13 protein-coding genes are annotated in these 15,980 nt (G+C 42.8%); 7 read left to right on the top strand and 6 right to left on the bottom strand.

Annotation, left to right across the window (positions count from 1 at the left end; genetic code table 11):
* Positions 1 to 55 precede the first annotated feature (55 nt).
* A complete protein-coding gene (locus ACH59B_RS17120) occupies positions 56 to 934 on the top strand; it encodes a hypothetical protein (RefSeq protein WP_044785397.1) in 879 nt (292 codons plus the stop codon).
* Positions 935 to 1,165: 231 nt separating this feature from the next.
* Positions 1,166 to 5,755, top strand: coding sequence for a fibronectin type III domain-containing protein (locus ACH59B_RS17115; protein ID WP_167440807.1), 4,590 nt, complete (start codon positions 1,166 to 1,168; stop codon positions 5,753 to 5,755).
* Between the two features lie 1,488 nt (positions 5,756 to 7,243).
* Here the strand turns inward: ACH59B_RS17115 and ACH59B_RS17110 are convergent.
* The 5 genes from ACH59B_RS17110 to aiiA form a co-directional block, all read right to left on the bottom strand.
* Positions 7,244 to 7,855, bottom strand: a complete 612-nt coding sequence (locus tag ACH59B_RS17110) for a TetR/AcrR family transcriptional regulator (protein WP_013372237.1) — start codon at positions 7,853 to 7,855, stop codon at positions 7,244 to 7,246.
* A gap of 132 nt (positions 7,856 to 7,987) precedes the next feature.
* Positions 7,988 to 8,206 carry a hypothetical protein gene (locus ACH59B_RS17105; protein ID WP_039276151.1) on the bottom strand — a complete coding sequence of 73 codons (219 nt, stop codon included), beginning with the start codon at positions 8,204 to 8,206 and terminating at the stop codon, positions 7,988 to 7,990.
* Between the two features lie 29 nt (positions 8,207 to 8,235).
* On the bottom strand, positions 8,236 to 9,624 hold the full coding sequence (locus tag ACH59B_RS17100; RefSeq protein WP_123797425.1) for an amidase: 1,389 nt from the start codon (positions 9,622 to 9,624) through the stop codon (positions 8,236 to 8,238).
* A gap of 45 nt (positions 9,625 to 9,669) precedes the next feature.
* Positions 9,670 to 10,992 carry an MFS transporter gene (locus ACH59B_RS17095; protein WP_123797424.1) on the bottom strand — a complete coding sequence of 441 codons (1,323 nt, stop codon included), beginning with the start codon at positions 10,990 to 10,992 and terminating at the stop codon, positions 9,670 to 9,672.
* A gap of 14 nt (positions 10,993 to 11,006) precedes the next feature.
* A complete protein-coding gene (gene aiiA / locus ACH59B_RS17090) occupies positions 11,007 to 11,765 on the bottom strand; it encodes an N-acyl homoserine lactonase AiiA (protein WP_123797423.1) in 759 nt (252 codons plus the stop codon).
* Positions 11,766 to 11,973: 208 nt separating this feature from the next.
* Here aiiA and ACH59B_RS17085 point away from each other — a divergent pair, with 208 nt between their 5' ends.
* The 3 genes from ACH59B_RS17085 to ACH59B_RS17075 all read left to right on the top strand — a co-directional run bounded on the left by ACH59B_RS17085 (position 11,974) and on the right by ACH59B_RS17075 (position 12,937).
* Complete coding sequence (locus ACH59B_RS17085; protein ID WP_031461836.1) at positions 11,974 to 12,177, top strand: hypothetical protein; 204 nt, start codon at positions 11,974 to 11,976, stop codon at positions 12,175 to 12,177.
* A gap of 143 nt (positions 12,178 to 12,320) precedes the next feature.
* Positions 12,321 to 12,638 carry a hypothetical protein gene (locus ACH59B_RS17080; RefSeq protein WP_225164786.1) on the top strand — a complete coding sequence of 106 codons (318 nt, stop codon included), beginning with the start codon at positions 12,321 to 12,323 and terminating at the stop codon, positions 12,636 to 12,638.
* Between the two features lie 56 nt (positions 12,639 to 12,694).
* Complete coding sequence (locus tag ACH59B_RS17075) at positions 12,695 to 12,937, top strand: hypothetical protein (RefSeq protein WP_167440709.1); 243 nt, start codon at positions 12,695 to 12,697, stop codon at positions 12,935 to 12,937.
* Positions 12,938 to 13,818: 881 nt separating this feature from the next.
* Here the strand turns inward: ACH59B_RS17075 and ACH59B_RS17070 are convergent.
* Positions 13,819 to 14,286: a discoidin domain-containing protein gene (locus ACH59B_RS17070; RefSeq protein WP_225164785.1), complete on the bottom strand. Its 468-nt coding sequence runs from the start codon at positions 14,284 to 14,286 to the stop codon at positions 13,819 to 13,821.
* Positions 14,287 to 14,599: 313 nt separating this feature from the next.
* Between ACH59B_RS17070 and ACH59B_RS17065 the strand changes: the two genes are divergently transcribed.
* Together ACH59B_RS17065 and sigK are read left to right on the top strand one after the other, a co-directional pair.
* Positions 14,600 to 14,971 carry a hypothetical protein gene (locus tag ACH59B_RS17065; protein WP_123797422.1) on the top strand — a complete coding sequence of 124 codons (372 nt, stop codon included), beginning with the start codon at positions 14,600 to 14,602 and terminating at the stop codon, positions 14,969 to 14,971.
* A gap of 278 nt (positions 14,972 to 15,249) precedes the next feature.
* The gene (gene sigK, locus ACH59B_RS17060) at positions 15,250 to 15,951 is read left to right on the top strand and encodes an RNA polymerase sporulation sigma factor SigK (protein ID WP_025365394.1); all 702 of its coding nucleotides are present in this window, start codon (positions 15,250 to 15,252) and stop codon (positions 15,949 to 15,951) included.
* Positions 15,952 to 15,980: the final 29 nt, after the last annotated feature.

The raw sequence follows: 15,980 nt of genomic DNA, 5'->3' as shown, positions 1-15,980 counted from the left end.
TACATCGTACATACGCCTTAGATTGCCTGTTACAAACATGACAGGAGGAAGTAGAATGAATTTTGAACCTCTTAAAGCACAACAAGCGGTTCTTAGCTCTGGTAGCTTACGGATCAATCCGACAAGCAAGCAAGTTCCGTCCCCCCAGCTACATGAAGAAAAAGTGTCCAGGTTCGTCGTTCAGGACACCGTGGAGATTAGTGAAGCTGGCAGAAAGCTGGCTGAGGGGGATATCGTGTCACATGCTGCCAAGTATTTTGGCACAACTCAGATCAACGATGCATTAAACCGGGTTTTGGAGGGCCAACCGGAAGAAGTATCGGATGCTGTGTACAATATGATTCAATCCAATTTTATCGTCGATGGAACGGTAACGGATGAGAAGCAGCGCGCGGTATTGCTGGAGATGGGAGTTTCCCAGTCCAAGTATATTGCGGATCATTACATGGAAGGCGATAAAGCCAAGGAATTTATGCAAACCATGAACCAGATAGCTGGTATTGCCTTGACACGAACCATTGATTCAGAGACCGGAGATATTAGCTACACGACTCCTACAGATCGTCCGATAGGTGCCCCTGAGGACTACGTCAAGCTGTCGGAAGTGATGAAACAGGTCGATCCTCAAAAATATACTGCGTTCATGAATGACATTAAGGGTGGAGGAAATGGATTAAGCCAGCTGTTGAGTTTTGCACAAAAGGTTCCTCAAAACCCCGATTGGATTAATAAATACAAGGAACGTACAGAACAGACTGAAGAGCTGTTAAATAAACCACAGTTAACGAATCGGTTTGACAAAGCGGATACATCCTCAGCTTCCGCGTTTATGAATAGTATGCAAAATCTTCTTAAGGAATCTTCTGCTCCTGAGGATTCTTACATGCAGAATATGCGGGGATTTTTTCGGAACTTGGGTGTTCAGGCCAATTAAAGTTTCAAAAGGGTCTCTGGGATGAGTGTTTCGAAAATTTATTTCAGTTCATTTTGCTGTTCTGTTTACATCCTGTTTGAAACGAAGTATAATAACTTCAAAACATACTCGTGAAATTGAGGAAGCACCTCAAACTTAGGCATTACTGCCTTCGTTTGAGGTGCTTTTTCTATTTTAGCCAAAGCGAGTACGTAGAACTCTTTGAAAATAAAATAAAGTAAGGAGAAGTGTATGTATCGAAAAAATAAACGAAAGGTTAGGAAGCACAATAAATGGGTGTATGGAGTACTGGCTTTACTCCTCTTATTAATGACCATTCCCATATTCCCGGAAAGGGTATCAGCTGCTACAGAAGAAATCATCGGAGGTCCTTTTTGCCAAAATAATTTGCCAGGTGGAGGCGATAGTTGGGGCTCTTGGTCAGGAAGTGGAGTAGGAGCAACGGAAGTATACACTGGCATGGGGTCGGCAAGGTATACATGTGATGGAACTAAACAGCCGACAAATCGTTTTATTGATATTGGAAGATCTATTAAGACTTCGGATTACAGGATTTTTGTTTACATTGAGGGATCTTATCATACAGATATATATACATCTAATGCCGCCGCAGGCGACAGCTGGAGACCCAACGGAACGAATTTATATACATGGACCAATGTAACGAAATTCTATGCCGATAGCTATTACCAGGGGAAATGGATAGATATCACTGACTCTATTACATTAAGGGATGTACGATATTTCAGAGCGATGGGAACTAGTCAACAGACAAGTAATGAAATATCCAAGTTTGGAATCCGTATTATTCCCAAATCGGACTTGATGCCTAAACCACCCCAGATACATGCTGGCGCAGAGGGACAGGTGTTTACAGGGTGGACCAAAGAGCCTGTAACCGTGTGGATTGATGGGGATGTGGCTCCTGAAGGATTAAAGTACTATGAATATAGCCTGAATGGAGGAGCATTTCAGCAATATATTGGTCCCTTCACTGTCAATGATCATGGTGTAAATACAATTTATGCCCGAACAGTGGACGTCAATAACCAGTATAGTGGTCTTTTTTCCGCCAATGTCCGAATAGACAGGATGCCACCAACTCCCCCCATTATAGATGCAACAGGAAACAGTAATGAATATACCATTTCATTACAACCGGGCGCAGACGATTATTCTGGACTAGCCCATACTCAATTTCGATTGTCCGGTGTTGTGAATCAGGCTTGGCAGGATTATGGTGGAGTGTTTCATGTGAACCAAGATGGCAAAAGCACGATTTATGCTCGTTCCATTGATAATGTCGGTAATGTGAGCCTGGAGGTAAGCAAAGAGATCACGATTGATAAAAAGGGGCCGACGGCTCCTGTTATACGGGCTAGCGAAACGGGTCCAACGAACCGTGATGTGGACATTGCCATTGAGTCGGGAAGTGACTCTACAAATGGAATTAAGAAGACACAGTATCGTTTGAGTCCAACTGGGGAGTGGCTGACATACAATGGCATTTTTACATTAAATGCAGAAGGGAGTTACGAACTATCAGCGCGGACGATCAATAATCTTGATGTGTCTAGTCCCATTGTGACTCAATCGGTTATGATTGATCGAACCAAACCCACCCCTCCGAAAGTTATATTTTCTGAGGTAACGAATCCTAACCGATATATCAATAAACCAGTACAGTTTACACTCTCGGGTGCAACGGATACTACAGCAGTGCATTATGAATATCAATTGGGTTCTGGCGCTTATGTGCCTGGTTCATCGGGAATATTAAATAGTTCCGGAATTGTAAAAGTAACTGCTCAAGCTGTAGATGCAGCTGGAAATCGAAGCGTTCCGGTGAACGCAATGTCTTATATCGATTTGGAGCCGCCGAGCATTCAACTGACACCCAATATGCGTGAATGGAAAGATACTAATATTCATGTGAACATACAATATACTGACCAGCACTCGGAGATTGATCCATCGACAAGGCAGTATAAAATCACGAACAGCTCCGATTCACCCGAAAACTGGGAGGCTGCCGCCGATCCTATAGTCCAGCTGGATCTCTCAAATGAAGGCGAATGGTATGTCCATGCGAAGGTGAAAGACCAGGCAGGAAACATGTATGAAACGGTCAGCAGTGCACTTCGCATTCAAAAGCAACCGAAGCCGGTTGAGCTTTCGGCAACATCTGTACGCAACACAGAGGTTGATTTGCAATGGACTCTCCCCTCCGGTCTTGATGATGGTTATGTCTATACAGTCCGAAATCTAACAACAAATGAGGTTTGGGATGTTAACCATCCGACAAATTCATTTACAGATACAGGGCTATTAGGAGGACATGAATATGAGTATGAACTGCGTTGCAGTAATCATGTAGGAGGCAATGCATATTCTAATCGAGTCCGTGTATTAACGTTACCTGATGCCCCTGAGCATGTTCAGTTGCGACCGGTCTCTCGTCATTCAGCAGAAATCATGGCCGACTTTACGCCAGTTTTTTCAGCTAATAAATATATTATTACAGCAGCGGACGCAAGCACGGGAGAAATCATATTTAAGGATACGGTTACACAGGATGTGTATAATCCGATTAAGGGGATGGAGCCTGGTAAGTATTATGAAGTTTCTGTATCCGCTATAAACGCCATGGGAGAGGGGGCAGCAAAACATGTATCTTTTTTAAGTCTACCAGACAGCCCAAGCGGATTCCGGAATGTAACCGTAAGAGAAGATGGAATCGACTTGAAGTGGAATTCTGTAATCACTGCCACCTACTATGCTCTAGAGCGAGATAAGGTCTCGGTTTATAACGATGTGTATACAGAATTCACCGATACTGGGCTTCAGGCGGGAACGGAGTATAACTATCGTATATCTGCTGAAAATGAAACAGGATTTGGAGACTATGCTCATCTCGGCGTTATGACATTACCAGAACGGGTAACTACACTTTCAAGTGTAACGAAGGATGTATATTCTGTTGGTGTAGCGTGGCAAGATGTGCAGGGGGCTGAAGGGTACATTTTGAATGTTAACGATGAACCAAAGGTGCAAATTCCGCGTGGTATCCATTCTTATACTTTTGAAGGTTTGCCAGCAGGTAGATCTGCCAATATAAAAATTCGGGCTTACAATCGAAGTGGTACGGGCTTAGATACATCTATCAACGTATTAACGCTACCTGATTTGGCTGTACAACTTGCAGCTGTAGATGTTCGCGAGCACGATGCCACATTGATATGGGCTCCGGTTGATGGGGCAACTCAATATAAGGTAACAATCAACGGTCAAAATTATTATAGTACGGAACCACGGATAGTTGTATCTGGTTTAACAGGTGGGAAAAACTACACTTTTCAAGTGAGTAGTGGGAACAGCAGTGGTTACAGCCCGCCAGCGTTGGGTGAACTGCTGACACTCCCGCCTCAAGTACAAAATGTAAAAGTTACGGAACTTGGGAATGGACAGATTTCGCTGACATGGAATGAAATCAAGAGTGCTTCCCAATATGCAGTAATCCGCAAAGATACAGGGGAAGTTTTTGACACTAGAGAAGCTTGCATCATACTTTCAGATATCCAGCCTGGTATAATTTACTCGTTTGGTATACAGGCGATGAATACTACGGGAGAAGGCGACGTTGCTCCCTTTACGTATCGTACATTGCCAGGTCAAATACCAAATCATAGGTTGGTTGTGAAAAGCGTAACGGATACCGATTTGCTTATTACATGGCCAGAAGCTCCGGGTGCAGATGCTTACAATGTCTACAAAAACGAGATGCTTATCGGCCATACGACTACTCAAGAGTTTAAAGTAGACGGATTAGATAGTTCTACATTGTATCGTATTACTGTTAAGCCAGTGAACACAAGCGGTGAAGGTAAGCAGTCAGAAGGTCAGGTCGAGACGTTACCGTCTTCAGCATTTGCGTTTTCGAAGACAGAAACAACCAATAGTGAATTTATCATCCATTGGGAGTCAGAGCATGAAAATGATATTTTTGTTCTCGCTAGTGAAGGAGTAGTCCTATATCGTGGTAAGGATCGAGCTTTTATCTGGAGACAGCTGAGAGAAAAGCAATTGTATACCGTTCAACTTTGGGCAGAAAATAGTCAAGGAAAACGCACAGAGGCAAAAGAAGCGAGTGGTAAAACTACAGGGAATGCTGTGGACACAGGTGTTGGAGCAGGAGGCGCGGGGGGTGTAAAACCGATTCAGACTGTTGTAGAGGAGCCGATAGAAACAAAAACAGAGTTCTTTCAAGGCTCGACAATCGAGACGAAGCCAAATCATTTTAGTGACATTGATCGGGTATTTAATAGAGAGAAAATAAATGCGCTTGCCGATTTGGGCGTAGTGAAGGGGAGATCCAGCACGCTTTTTGAACCGAATAGACCCGTAACACGTATGGAATTTACTTCGATGCTTGTTCGTTCTCTTAAATTACCGCTCGAAACAGATGTGACTCTAGACTTCGAGGATATTGATCTATCTGCATGGTATGTTGATCTGCTCAAAACAGCAATTAAGGATCAAGTCGCTCGAGGTTTTAGTAACAAAGCCTTCGGTCCAGATCGGGTCATAAATCGGGAGCAGGCCGCTAAAATGGTGAATAACATTATCAAGGCTACACCACAGCAAGAAAGCAGTGTATACTCAGATTCCTCTCAAATTGTAGAGTGGGCCAGAAAGGATGTACTTGGTCTAACTGAGATTAATTTAGTACAAGGATATCCAGACGGCAGCTTTCGTGCCAAACAGGAAGTTACGCGTGCGGAAGCGGCTGAGATGATTTATAATATGCTTCAAATGAAGTAGCCAAAATAAGGGAGGGGGGCTGTGAGTAACGGTAATAATTGAGACTGATATGGTTGATAACTGAGACATTTTTGGGTATATGTTTGAGACATTTTTAAACCAATAGAAACAAAACCCCTTGTTTCTATTGGTTTTTTTGTGTTTCTATTTACTATATATATTCTATATATGCTAACATATGGTACAAGGTCAGAAATATAATAGGCATTCCATCTGTACAGTATGTTGGATGGAATACGGGATTGATACCTCAGATAACATGTGGAAATCAATTAATGACTGGGTTGGTATGATTGAGAGAACACGGGAGATTCTAAAGAATACACAATCGGTGAGTGAAATAGCACGTCGACTAGAAAGGTCCAATAATACTGTGTACAAGATCATGGGATATTTAAATAAAAATAAGCTTTTGTCAAGGGAGTTATCTAAAAAATTCGGTCCAACCAGAACATGTAGTAGTGATTTGGTACAGATTTTTAGAGGGCTTTTAAATTGGAAGGGTAAACTCGGATTACTTCAGAACTCAAGAGCGATTTTAGGTTGGAATATTAACGTTCTACTATTATTTATTTGATCCTGCTGTGCAACGGTATTTTATATTTAATGCCCTATTTGATAAAGAACATTATCAAAGGAAAACAATAGAACGTCAGAATTATAACAGTGCTGAACTTGTAGATCAATTGGAGAAAGCTCTTCAAACATTTGTGTATGAAAATCTTAAAATATCTCATAAGGCAATTGCTCGATATCTAAAAATTCCATTTTCTGCCTTGGGAGCACGGACTGGGTAATAGAATCTCTAAAGCAATTAGAAAGCAAAACCACAACAAGAAAAAGTTAAAGGAAAAATACCTTTGGTCACTTGCAAATGAGTACATCAAAACACACGATCATGAACAAATTACATTAAGGGATGTAGTCACATTTTTAGGGATGTCTTATAGCAATATAATCACGAATTATAACGAATTAAACAATAAAATAACTTCAAAAATAGAAGAAACTAAAGAGAAACTAAGACAGGAAAGAATCAATAAATATAAGGCTGATGTAGACTTCGTGATTTCCGATTTGCTCCAAAAAGCCGGCCGGATAACAGTTTGTACAGTATTAGAATACACGGGGGTATCTTACCATACTTTATATAAATCTATGCACGAAGTATTACTGTATATCCGTAAGGAGAAAGATAGACTAAATTTTAATAAAATCCCCAAGTGCTGTACAAATCTCTTCAACTCGCATAGCAGCCATAGGCAGAAAAAAAGGGTTGTCCCATAAGTCATAAAAATGACTAGGGACGTCCTATTCTCCAATTGTAAAACAATAAGAAACCGTTCCTGGGTAAAATGGAGGTACCACCCGACCATTTGAAAGGATATGGTTTCTTTGTACATTCAATATACCATTATGAGATAAAAAGAGGAGTTACGCAGGACTATCCCTCATCCATGTTATGTGGCTTTGTGGCCAGCCCCTCAATTAATGTCTATTAGCTCTTAAACCTTCAATAAATATGCGGTGTAATCCATCAAGAACTCGTTGGCTTGTAAAGCCTTCATCTTGGAGATGGTAATCGATATTGTGAAGCACGGCCAGCAGGGCTTCAATAGTATATGAAATGTCCACCCCGGATACGTCTCCCTGTTCAACGGCCTCATTTAGCAGATTTCTGCTTATATTGCGCATCCATTGACATAACGGAGATTGTAACGGACGATGCCCGGTTGAGGCCCGGCTGACCTCACAGAGCCAAGGAACTTTCGCCTCTAAAAAAGAGACATATCTTACGATTACATGGTAAAGCCGGTCCAAGGCAGCGGTTTCTGGGGATTGATCAAGAAATGCTTGAACTTCATCAAACAAAGGTTGGTATTCTTCATACGCGATCTCCTGACATATGTCGCCCTTATCCGAGTAGCGGCGGTATAGGCTTGCTTGTCCTACTCCAGCAGTCTTCGCAATCTGATGCATATTGACATTGTAAACACCGTTTTTGATGAAAAGTTCTCTAGCCGCCGCCAAAATTCGTCTTCGGTTTAACTCCTCTCTGGGAATTTTCAGAGAGACAGATTGCGATTCTGAATTTACCATAAATATCTCCCCTCATCATTAATTTAACTGTTATTTAACACGAAAAACGGACAATATGTCCGTTTTTCGTGTATAGGACATGTTGTCCGTCTTCATAATTATAATACATTTCGTGAAAAATTAAAAATACATTCATTTGGGTGACCGATGAGCTTTTTTTAATTTCTTGGTATAGTGCTTTTTGTAAATTGGAGGCAAATGCGGTTCAATGCCCGATAGGTCCAGTTCCTTTAAACTTGCGATCGTATGAATAAACTGCTCGTATGCTTTTTTCTTGTCGCTCGTCGTATCTGTTCCGGTTACGGTTGATGCTTTCCTGCTAACTTCAGAGTTAAGTTGCTTTTGATCCATAGATTACCCTCCATCAAATATAGTCAGGCTTACAAATCCGGATGTCTCTTGTGCCAGTCTGTATTCATTTCATAAGTATTGCCGATACCTAGTACTGTCGCTTCTTCGAAGGGGCGGCCAATCAATTGCATATTAATCGGCAGACCGGAAGGTGAGAAGCCGCAAGGCATGCTCAGGCTAGGCAAGCCAGTCAAATTGGTCGGAAGCGTAAATGAGTTCAATCTGAATACACTAGCATCATCATCTGCACGCGGCGCAGTGATCGGTGTTGCCGGCGTCAACAAGATGTCGATTCCGGACAATGCATTCAAAAAATCATTGACAATTAGTTGCCGGGCCCGCTGAGACTGAAGGTAAATGGAAGCCGGAATATCTCTACTGCTTTCAAGAAACATTCGGACGTCCGGTCCATACTGTTCCAATTCTGTCTCAAGCCACTTCTCGTGGTACGAGTACATTTCCGTCATCATAATGGCCATCGTCGCACTTCTAACATGTTTGATCAGGGGCAGGCTAACTTCGATGATTTCTGCTCCCAGTTCTCGGAATTTATTGATAGCGGCCTTCATCGCAGCTTCCACTTCCGGCATCAAATCCTCATAATAGTAGCTTGTCGGCAATCCGATACGCACACCTCTGAGACCATTCGGATACATCTTGATACCTGGCGCAGGCAGATCGACAGTCGATTCATCCTTTGGATCGAAGCCAGACATCACATCCAAGCACAGGGACGCATCCATGACACAGCGGGTCAACGGACCCGAGTGGTCCAATGACCAGGCCATTGGAATGATACCATAACGACTGACCCGACCGTACGTCGGCTTCATCCCTACGACACCGCACAAAGCAGCGGGTATGCGGATCGAACCTCCGGTATCCGAGCCTGTTCCCAGATAAGTAAGTCCAGCCGCTAAAGCAGAAGCCGAACCGCCGCTTGAACCTCCCGCTACAAGTTCAGTGTTCCACGGATTGAGGCAAGGACCAAAGTGCGGGCTAGTTGTTGTCAATCCCGCAGCGAACTCGTGAGTCTGTACTTTGCCTAGCAGAACTGTTCCAGCCTCATGTAGCTTAGCTGCAACCGTCGAATCGTAATCGGGGACGAAGCTGCTCAATATTTTTGAACCGGCAGTTGTTCGGATCCCTTTAGTGTAATATAGATCCTTATGAACGATGGGAATCCCGTGAAGGGGCCCTTTGTACCGACCATGCATAATATCGCGTTCCGATTGCTTCGCTTGTTCAATCGCCAGTTCGGACGTTTGGGTAACGAAAACGTTCAGTTTCGGATTCAAACGTTCGATGCGGTGAAGCGCATGTTCTGTAATCTCTACGGGGGATATTTTCCTTGTTCGGATCCCCTCGGCCAGCTCATGAATAGCAGCAAAGGACAGTTGGAAATTTAATTTACTCATCTATTCATCCTCCATATCTTTCGGACATGTCGTAAGTCTACCAAACTAATTACCATAGCTTCCGCTAGGATTTGCTTTTCTTGCGAATAAGTATGTCAGGATTGCCAACAGGGAAATGGTAAAATAAACAACAAAAAAAGGCATCTTTAGATCAATCAGTCGGCCGACCAGCGCAGGGCCGAATGCTCCGCCTAGGAGATAGGCCAGTGTGAAAATACCCATCCCCACACCCAGCTCAGCCGAACGGAGTGTCGTCGAAACTAAATTGCTGCTAGAGGTGAGGACACCGTTGAATCCAATCATAAGGATAATGATCAATAAAGCGTCGATCCATGGCGGCAAATGTACAGATACCCCCAGTAGTATAAATCCGCTGATGACGAGACTTTGCGATATGACAAGCACGCGGGAGCTTCCGAAACGATCTGTCCAACCTCTGATCCGGGATCCGAGCAAGGCTGCACAGGCGGCACCGGGAAGCATCAGCAGACCGATTTTACTAGTTGGTAAATGAAAGGAATTCTTCATCATGACAGGAAGAGTAAAGGTTAACCCCGTGTTGCATACGAAGGTAAGGAATCCAATCCCTAGAATTCGTCGGTAAGGAGCATTTTTCATGAAAGATGCATCGATAAATGGATGTTCTTTTTTCTGAATATGAGTACCGAACCATAGAAGAACTGCTGCTCCTGCAATGAGCATAAACCAATAGTTCGTAACCCCTAGCAACACCAACGCCAGTCCCGCGGAGAACAAAACAGCTCCGAGAAAATCGAATGAACCGCGGTCGTGTTTCTTGTCAGGAACATACTTGAATATCAAAGGGATAACAAATAGGCTCAGACTGGACACGATGAACAAAGCACGCCAGCCAAAGTATTGCTCCACGAAACCGCCGAACACAGGCCCGAAGCCGGAAGCAAAGGCAATTGTGGCGGATAAGGTTCCCAGCACCCGTCCCTTGACTGTAGGCTTAAAATACAGGGTTACTGCCGCATAAGACAGGGGAGAGATGGATGAGGCCCCTGCTGCCTGCAGCAGTCTTCCAATGATGACTTGCAAGTATGAAGCTGCAAAAAAGCCGATCATAGAGCCGAAAGCTAAAAGGATTAAACCAATGACATACAGCTGGCGAAAGGAAAAGGACTCCGTTAACTTGCCGTAAGTACCGGCGCCGATAGCCATCAAAATGCTGTAACCGACCATAACCCAGCTCACCTGCGAGGAGGTCAGGGCAAAGTCAGCGGAAATCGAAGGTATAGACAAATTAAACATGGTCATATTGATGTTTCCGAAAATAATGAGCAAGCAAAGTGTCCCCATTAATTTCCGCTCATTGCCGGATAAAGCCATTGATTGAGTATCCATAGCCTGTCCCTCCATTACAGGAAGTCAGGAAAGGTGCGGCATTTTTGCGCCTGATCTCTATCGTGTCCCAAGAAAACATAGGACGGCCTAACATCCTGAATTAACTCCTGCATGCGAGTAATCGATTTGGCAGCCATCTCTTGATCGAATGTCAAGAACGGTACGCTATTCTCAAAGTTCTCCCTAGTATAAGCAACATCAAATGTCAGTAGCACTGGGCCCGACTTTTCCGTTGTGACAAGGACTGATTGATGGCCAGGGGAATGACCCGGAGTGAATAAAATTTGAACCCCCGGAATTAATTCATGGTCACCCTCAATGATTTGATATTGTAAATCGGGCAGCCTGCACTCTAATGGAGAGTAATCCTCATTGTTTATGGCCGCATCATACTCTGCCCTTTGAATAAGGATCGGCGTATTGCGGAAATGCCCGTTTCCCCCAGAATGATCCAAGTGTAAATGGGAGCTAATGACCATTTGAATATCGTCAGGTCGATAACCGACACGCTTTAACACATTTACGATCGAGTCGCCGTCAGACATGCTGGGGACGACGCGCCCTTCACGTCTAGTCCCCTTGTAGTAATCGGGATTGTTGATAAAAGCGTCGGGCATTCCCGTATCGATGAGTATCGGCCCGCTGGTCGTTTCCAATAGAAAAGACCACACAGGCATTCCGACTAATTTCCCGGGGGCAAGGGTTCGATTAACTGCCGATTGATCTAGGAAACATTCACCTACGGGTAAAAAATACAACTTTTTGATATACATCCCAGTTTCACCCTTCAGATTATAGATTCGGACAGTTTGTCCGTTTTGTTTTCATTATATCGGACAAATTGTCCGATATCAATTTGTCATCGGCGGTTGGGCTTCGGCAAAAGCCTTACACCTGCAACAAGTAAAGATTGATTGAACAACTGCTACGGGCTGTGGAGTCGATCAGTTGGACTTAATTAATAAGGAAAGAATGAGTTTTATGAAACTAAGCCTAAGTCGAAAAGCTAATCTTGAAGGTATGCTGATAGGAGATCAAGTTACAATTGGAGGGCCGGCGGTAGAGGAGAACATCCGGTTTGAAGTATTGAGAAATGAATCGGGATTTGAAATTAAGGTTTTTGATCGATTGGAGAAGTGGCTAGCCTGCAGCCGGGTGCAGGTCGATATGTATGCCAATAATTGAGGACTTGAAAAGGGGATTTTTTATATGTATACCAATACCCGGAAAGATTCTTTCGAAACCTGAGACACAGATATGATATCTTTTTGAATGCCGAAAAGAAGCCTGACTGTCTCGTAATGCTCAAGTACCTGGTGGACGAGCTCATGGACAATAAGATAGATATTCATCTATATCATTTTGGTATGTATCTGCTCTACCCTTACGCATCCCGGAAGCAAGAAGAAGATGCAGAGGCAGTTGGCAAAAAGCGATCCGAGTTTATTAGTCATCTGCCACGATTTGAATTGAAAAGCAACGATGAATTTGTATCTGAAATGTGGTCCGATTTAATCTTACGACGGTACCCCGAAGTAGGAGAGGAAATTGTGACAGTGCCCTCTTTTAGTCAGCTTAGAATACTATTTACAGCGGATAACTTCGGAATCACACCGGAACATATTATTAGGATGCGGATTGGATAGAACCGATCCCTGGGCTGGAACTGAAAGTCAGGAAGTGGGTTGGGGAGAAGGACCCGATGACTCCGCAGCCGAAAAAAAATGGAATGATTGAAGATCTGATTACACTTGGACACAAAGGCAGCAGCAATGGCCTGCGGCATTTTGTTGCCGGTAAGCCGATCCAAGCGGGTAGCTACATGGAGGTTAAATTTGGGGGCGGCTGGATACCAGGGAGATACGAGTGGTCATTTGAGAAAGTAGCCCGATTAGAATTCACTCCTCTCGGCACGAATGGATTTCGATCCATGAGGGGCATCTAGTCCGGGTAAAAGCTTGAATGTTGTCATGCTGTACACGTTACTGACTTACAGGATCTTGGGGAGTCAGCGGTTACTGTGATCAAATGGTGGAAAATCCACGGCATGGAGACAACTGCAGAGATTTAAGGATTGGTGGGATGAAATGTTTAAGAGATTCAAATTTTGCTTCAGGCTTTATCAAGGGCGTTCGCTTGAAACTGTTTGCATAAGTTTTATATTTAGTTTTCTCGTTGGATTATTCTTGTATTTAGGTCATGCACCAGGTTTCATGGTTGTCAATCGACATTATGGCATTCTTCTTGGATTGCTTAGCTTTAACACGAATAGTCCGGTGGCTACGAGTTCCTGGTAAAGGGACGAATATTTACGGCTATTTTCGGTGGGATAATACGATAGAAATTCATATCGGAAAGGTTAAATCACCAATGGAGTTTCAGCGTCGGATTAGAAACACAATCAAATATGCTCGTGAAAAAGGATATCTTATTGAATACACTTCCGGCATATTGACGCAGGTATGAGTTACGGTAATACATGAGACGAATTTGGCTATACTTTTTTTGGTATATGTCTGAGACTTTTTTAGCCGGGCAGATCGCCTACAGTTTACTCAAACGGATGTTGTGTCGCTGTTGCGGTTCAGGTAGAACCAGTAGCTAAAAGGAATCTACTGGTTCTCATTTCTCTTCACAGTTATAGAATGACGAGTGATCATATTAGGGTGTGATTATGTTATTGTTGGAGGATAAGTCTCAGTTATAAAGCAAGAAAGTATCACTTATAACTAGAAATTTTAGGAATGTAAGAATAACTTTTGTCTCAAGTATAGCCTTTACTCATAGGGGCGTTGTCCAGCCCCCTTTTTTGTATTTTGTACTGGCTTATTCCGCAATAGCGGGATTTATATTGGACGCTCTGTAGGCAGGAACGCCATTGATTAGCGCGGTTCTTAGTTGAATGTATCGGATACCATAATAGGTGGTTGTATTATTCAATCCAGAGGAAAGTACAGCTATTTTATAATATGAAAAAGGAATTTCATTACTAAACTGATAGGTTATTTTTGCAGTGCTTGGTACAGCCTCGACTTGTCCTAACCTATACCAGTTTTCTCCGTCACTCGAGCCATGAAACGAAAACGAAAGTATAAAAGCGCGAGAAGGTGGCTGGGCTAAGAGGATATCATTGATCGTTTTTCCCGTATCTAATTTGAAGATGATTTCCCCACCTTTACCACTTAAGCTGCTCTCCCAATAAAGATTATTATCGATCAAAACATTTTTCGGAAAAGTATTTTTGGTATCTCCATTCGTTGAAACGTTATCTTCAGCTATAACGACAGGTTCCATGGAAAACGAATAACTATCTGGATTTTGTATGAAACTCTCAATGAATGTATTCCTTAATTAAAAAAGGCATAATCATAAATGAGTGGCCAAGCATTATAATAGCAACCAGTTATTTCATGACTATACTAGCAATGGACGGGATAAGAACCTACGTAATTAAAAAATTCAAACGATATAGGAGGAAATAAGAAAAGGGTGCTATTTTCGGGTCTTTAACAAGCTCATTCTAAAGGCTAGGCTAATTTATATCGAAAAAGATTGAGAGAAACAATATAAATAACTATTTTAGCTGCGAGAAGGAGATGTATAGAATATGAAAATATACACTTATTATTTGGCAAATGGCGTATTCCCTTTGGATTGGGAAGTTTGTTTTAGCACTGTTGAGGAATACAAGACCCAGTTATTTGAGAAGTATACCGCTTCCCAAGAGTCCAATGATTTTGTAATAGGTGGATTTCATGTGCTTACCGATAAAATAGATGCAATTCTGAATTATGCTTTAGAGGATTTTCAAAAAGAATTTCCTCATAATTATGAGTTGCGTTGTCCCGCAATGATCTTCCCGTTGCCAAGAGGCGATGAGAGTAATGGTGCTGAGTTCGCTATTATTTTAAAACGAGATGAAGATGGAGATACGATAGTCTATTCCCCACTTCCGATGTCATATTTAGAAAAAAGTTAATACTCTACTGAAAGAAAATGGGGAAATCAAGTGATGAATAATGTAAAGCTATCCCGTGTTTCCCTCTGGCTATAGGAGTGCGTTGATTTGTCGAAGAGATCTCTAAGTTTCAAATTAAGTATTGGAGATTGCTCCAGAAAGATATCCGGCAAATTGTTACGGAGCAGTTTTCGGAGTACAGGCACGGATGGGCACCTGCCTACATACAATAAACAGACCGCAAGCCCGGTAAGTAACAAAGGCCGGTAAGTTCGCAACTACCTCAGGAGGTGTCATCCGTGCCCGGACTATTTAGTGCTATCGCTCTGTTCATCAAGGAATTGACGCTACTCGTTTCCTATGTGAAAAACAACGCCTTTCCGCAGCCATTGACTGAAAAAGAGGAAGCTCGACACCTAAAGCTGTTTGCCGAAGGCAACGCACATTCCCGTAACACACTTATTGAACATAACCTAAGGCTGGTGGCCCATATTGTAAAAAAATTCGATAACACCGGCGAAGATTTGGAGGATCTTATATCCATCGGCACCATTGGACTGATCAAAGCTATTGAAAGCTTTCAGACCGGAAAAGGAACAAAACTGGCAACATTTGCAGCCCGTTGTATAGAAAATGAGATTCTGATGCATTTAAGGTCCCTGAAAAAGACACGCAAAGACGTATCTCTCCACGATCCTATAGGGACTGACAAGGAAGGAAACGAGATTACTTTAATTGATATCCTTGGTTCCGAGGCGGACGATATTGTAGATAAGGTACAGCTCAAAATCGAGAAGAGCAAAATCTATCGCAATCTGGATATTTTAGATGACCGTGAAAAAGAAGTGGTGATTGGCCGATTTGGTCTGGAAGCTGGAGGAGAAGAACGAACACAGAGGGAAATTGCACGAGAACTGGGAATTTCACGCTCGTATGTGTCACGAATTGAAAAGCGCGCGCTGATGAAGTTGTACCATGAATTTTACAAGCAGAAGGGATAATGGATAAGGAGATATTTGAAGCCGCGTTG

The sequence above is a fragment of the Paenibacillus sp. DP01 genome (genome assembly GCF_044784315.1).
Classification (GTDB): Bacteria; Bacillota; Bacilli; order Paenibacillales; family Paenibacillaceae; genus Paenibacillus; species Paenibacillus polymyxa.
Note: the sequence above shows the minus strand (reverse complement) of the source record. Positions and strands in the feature narration are given on the sequence as shown.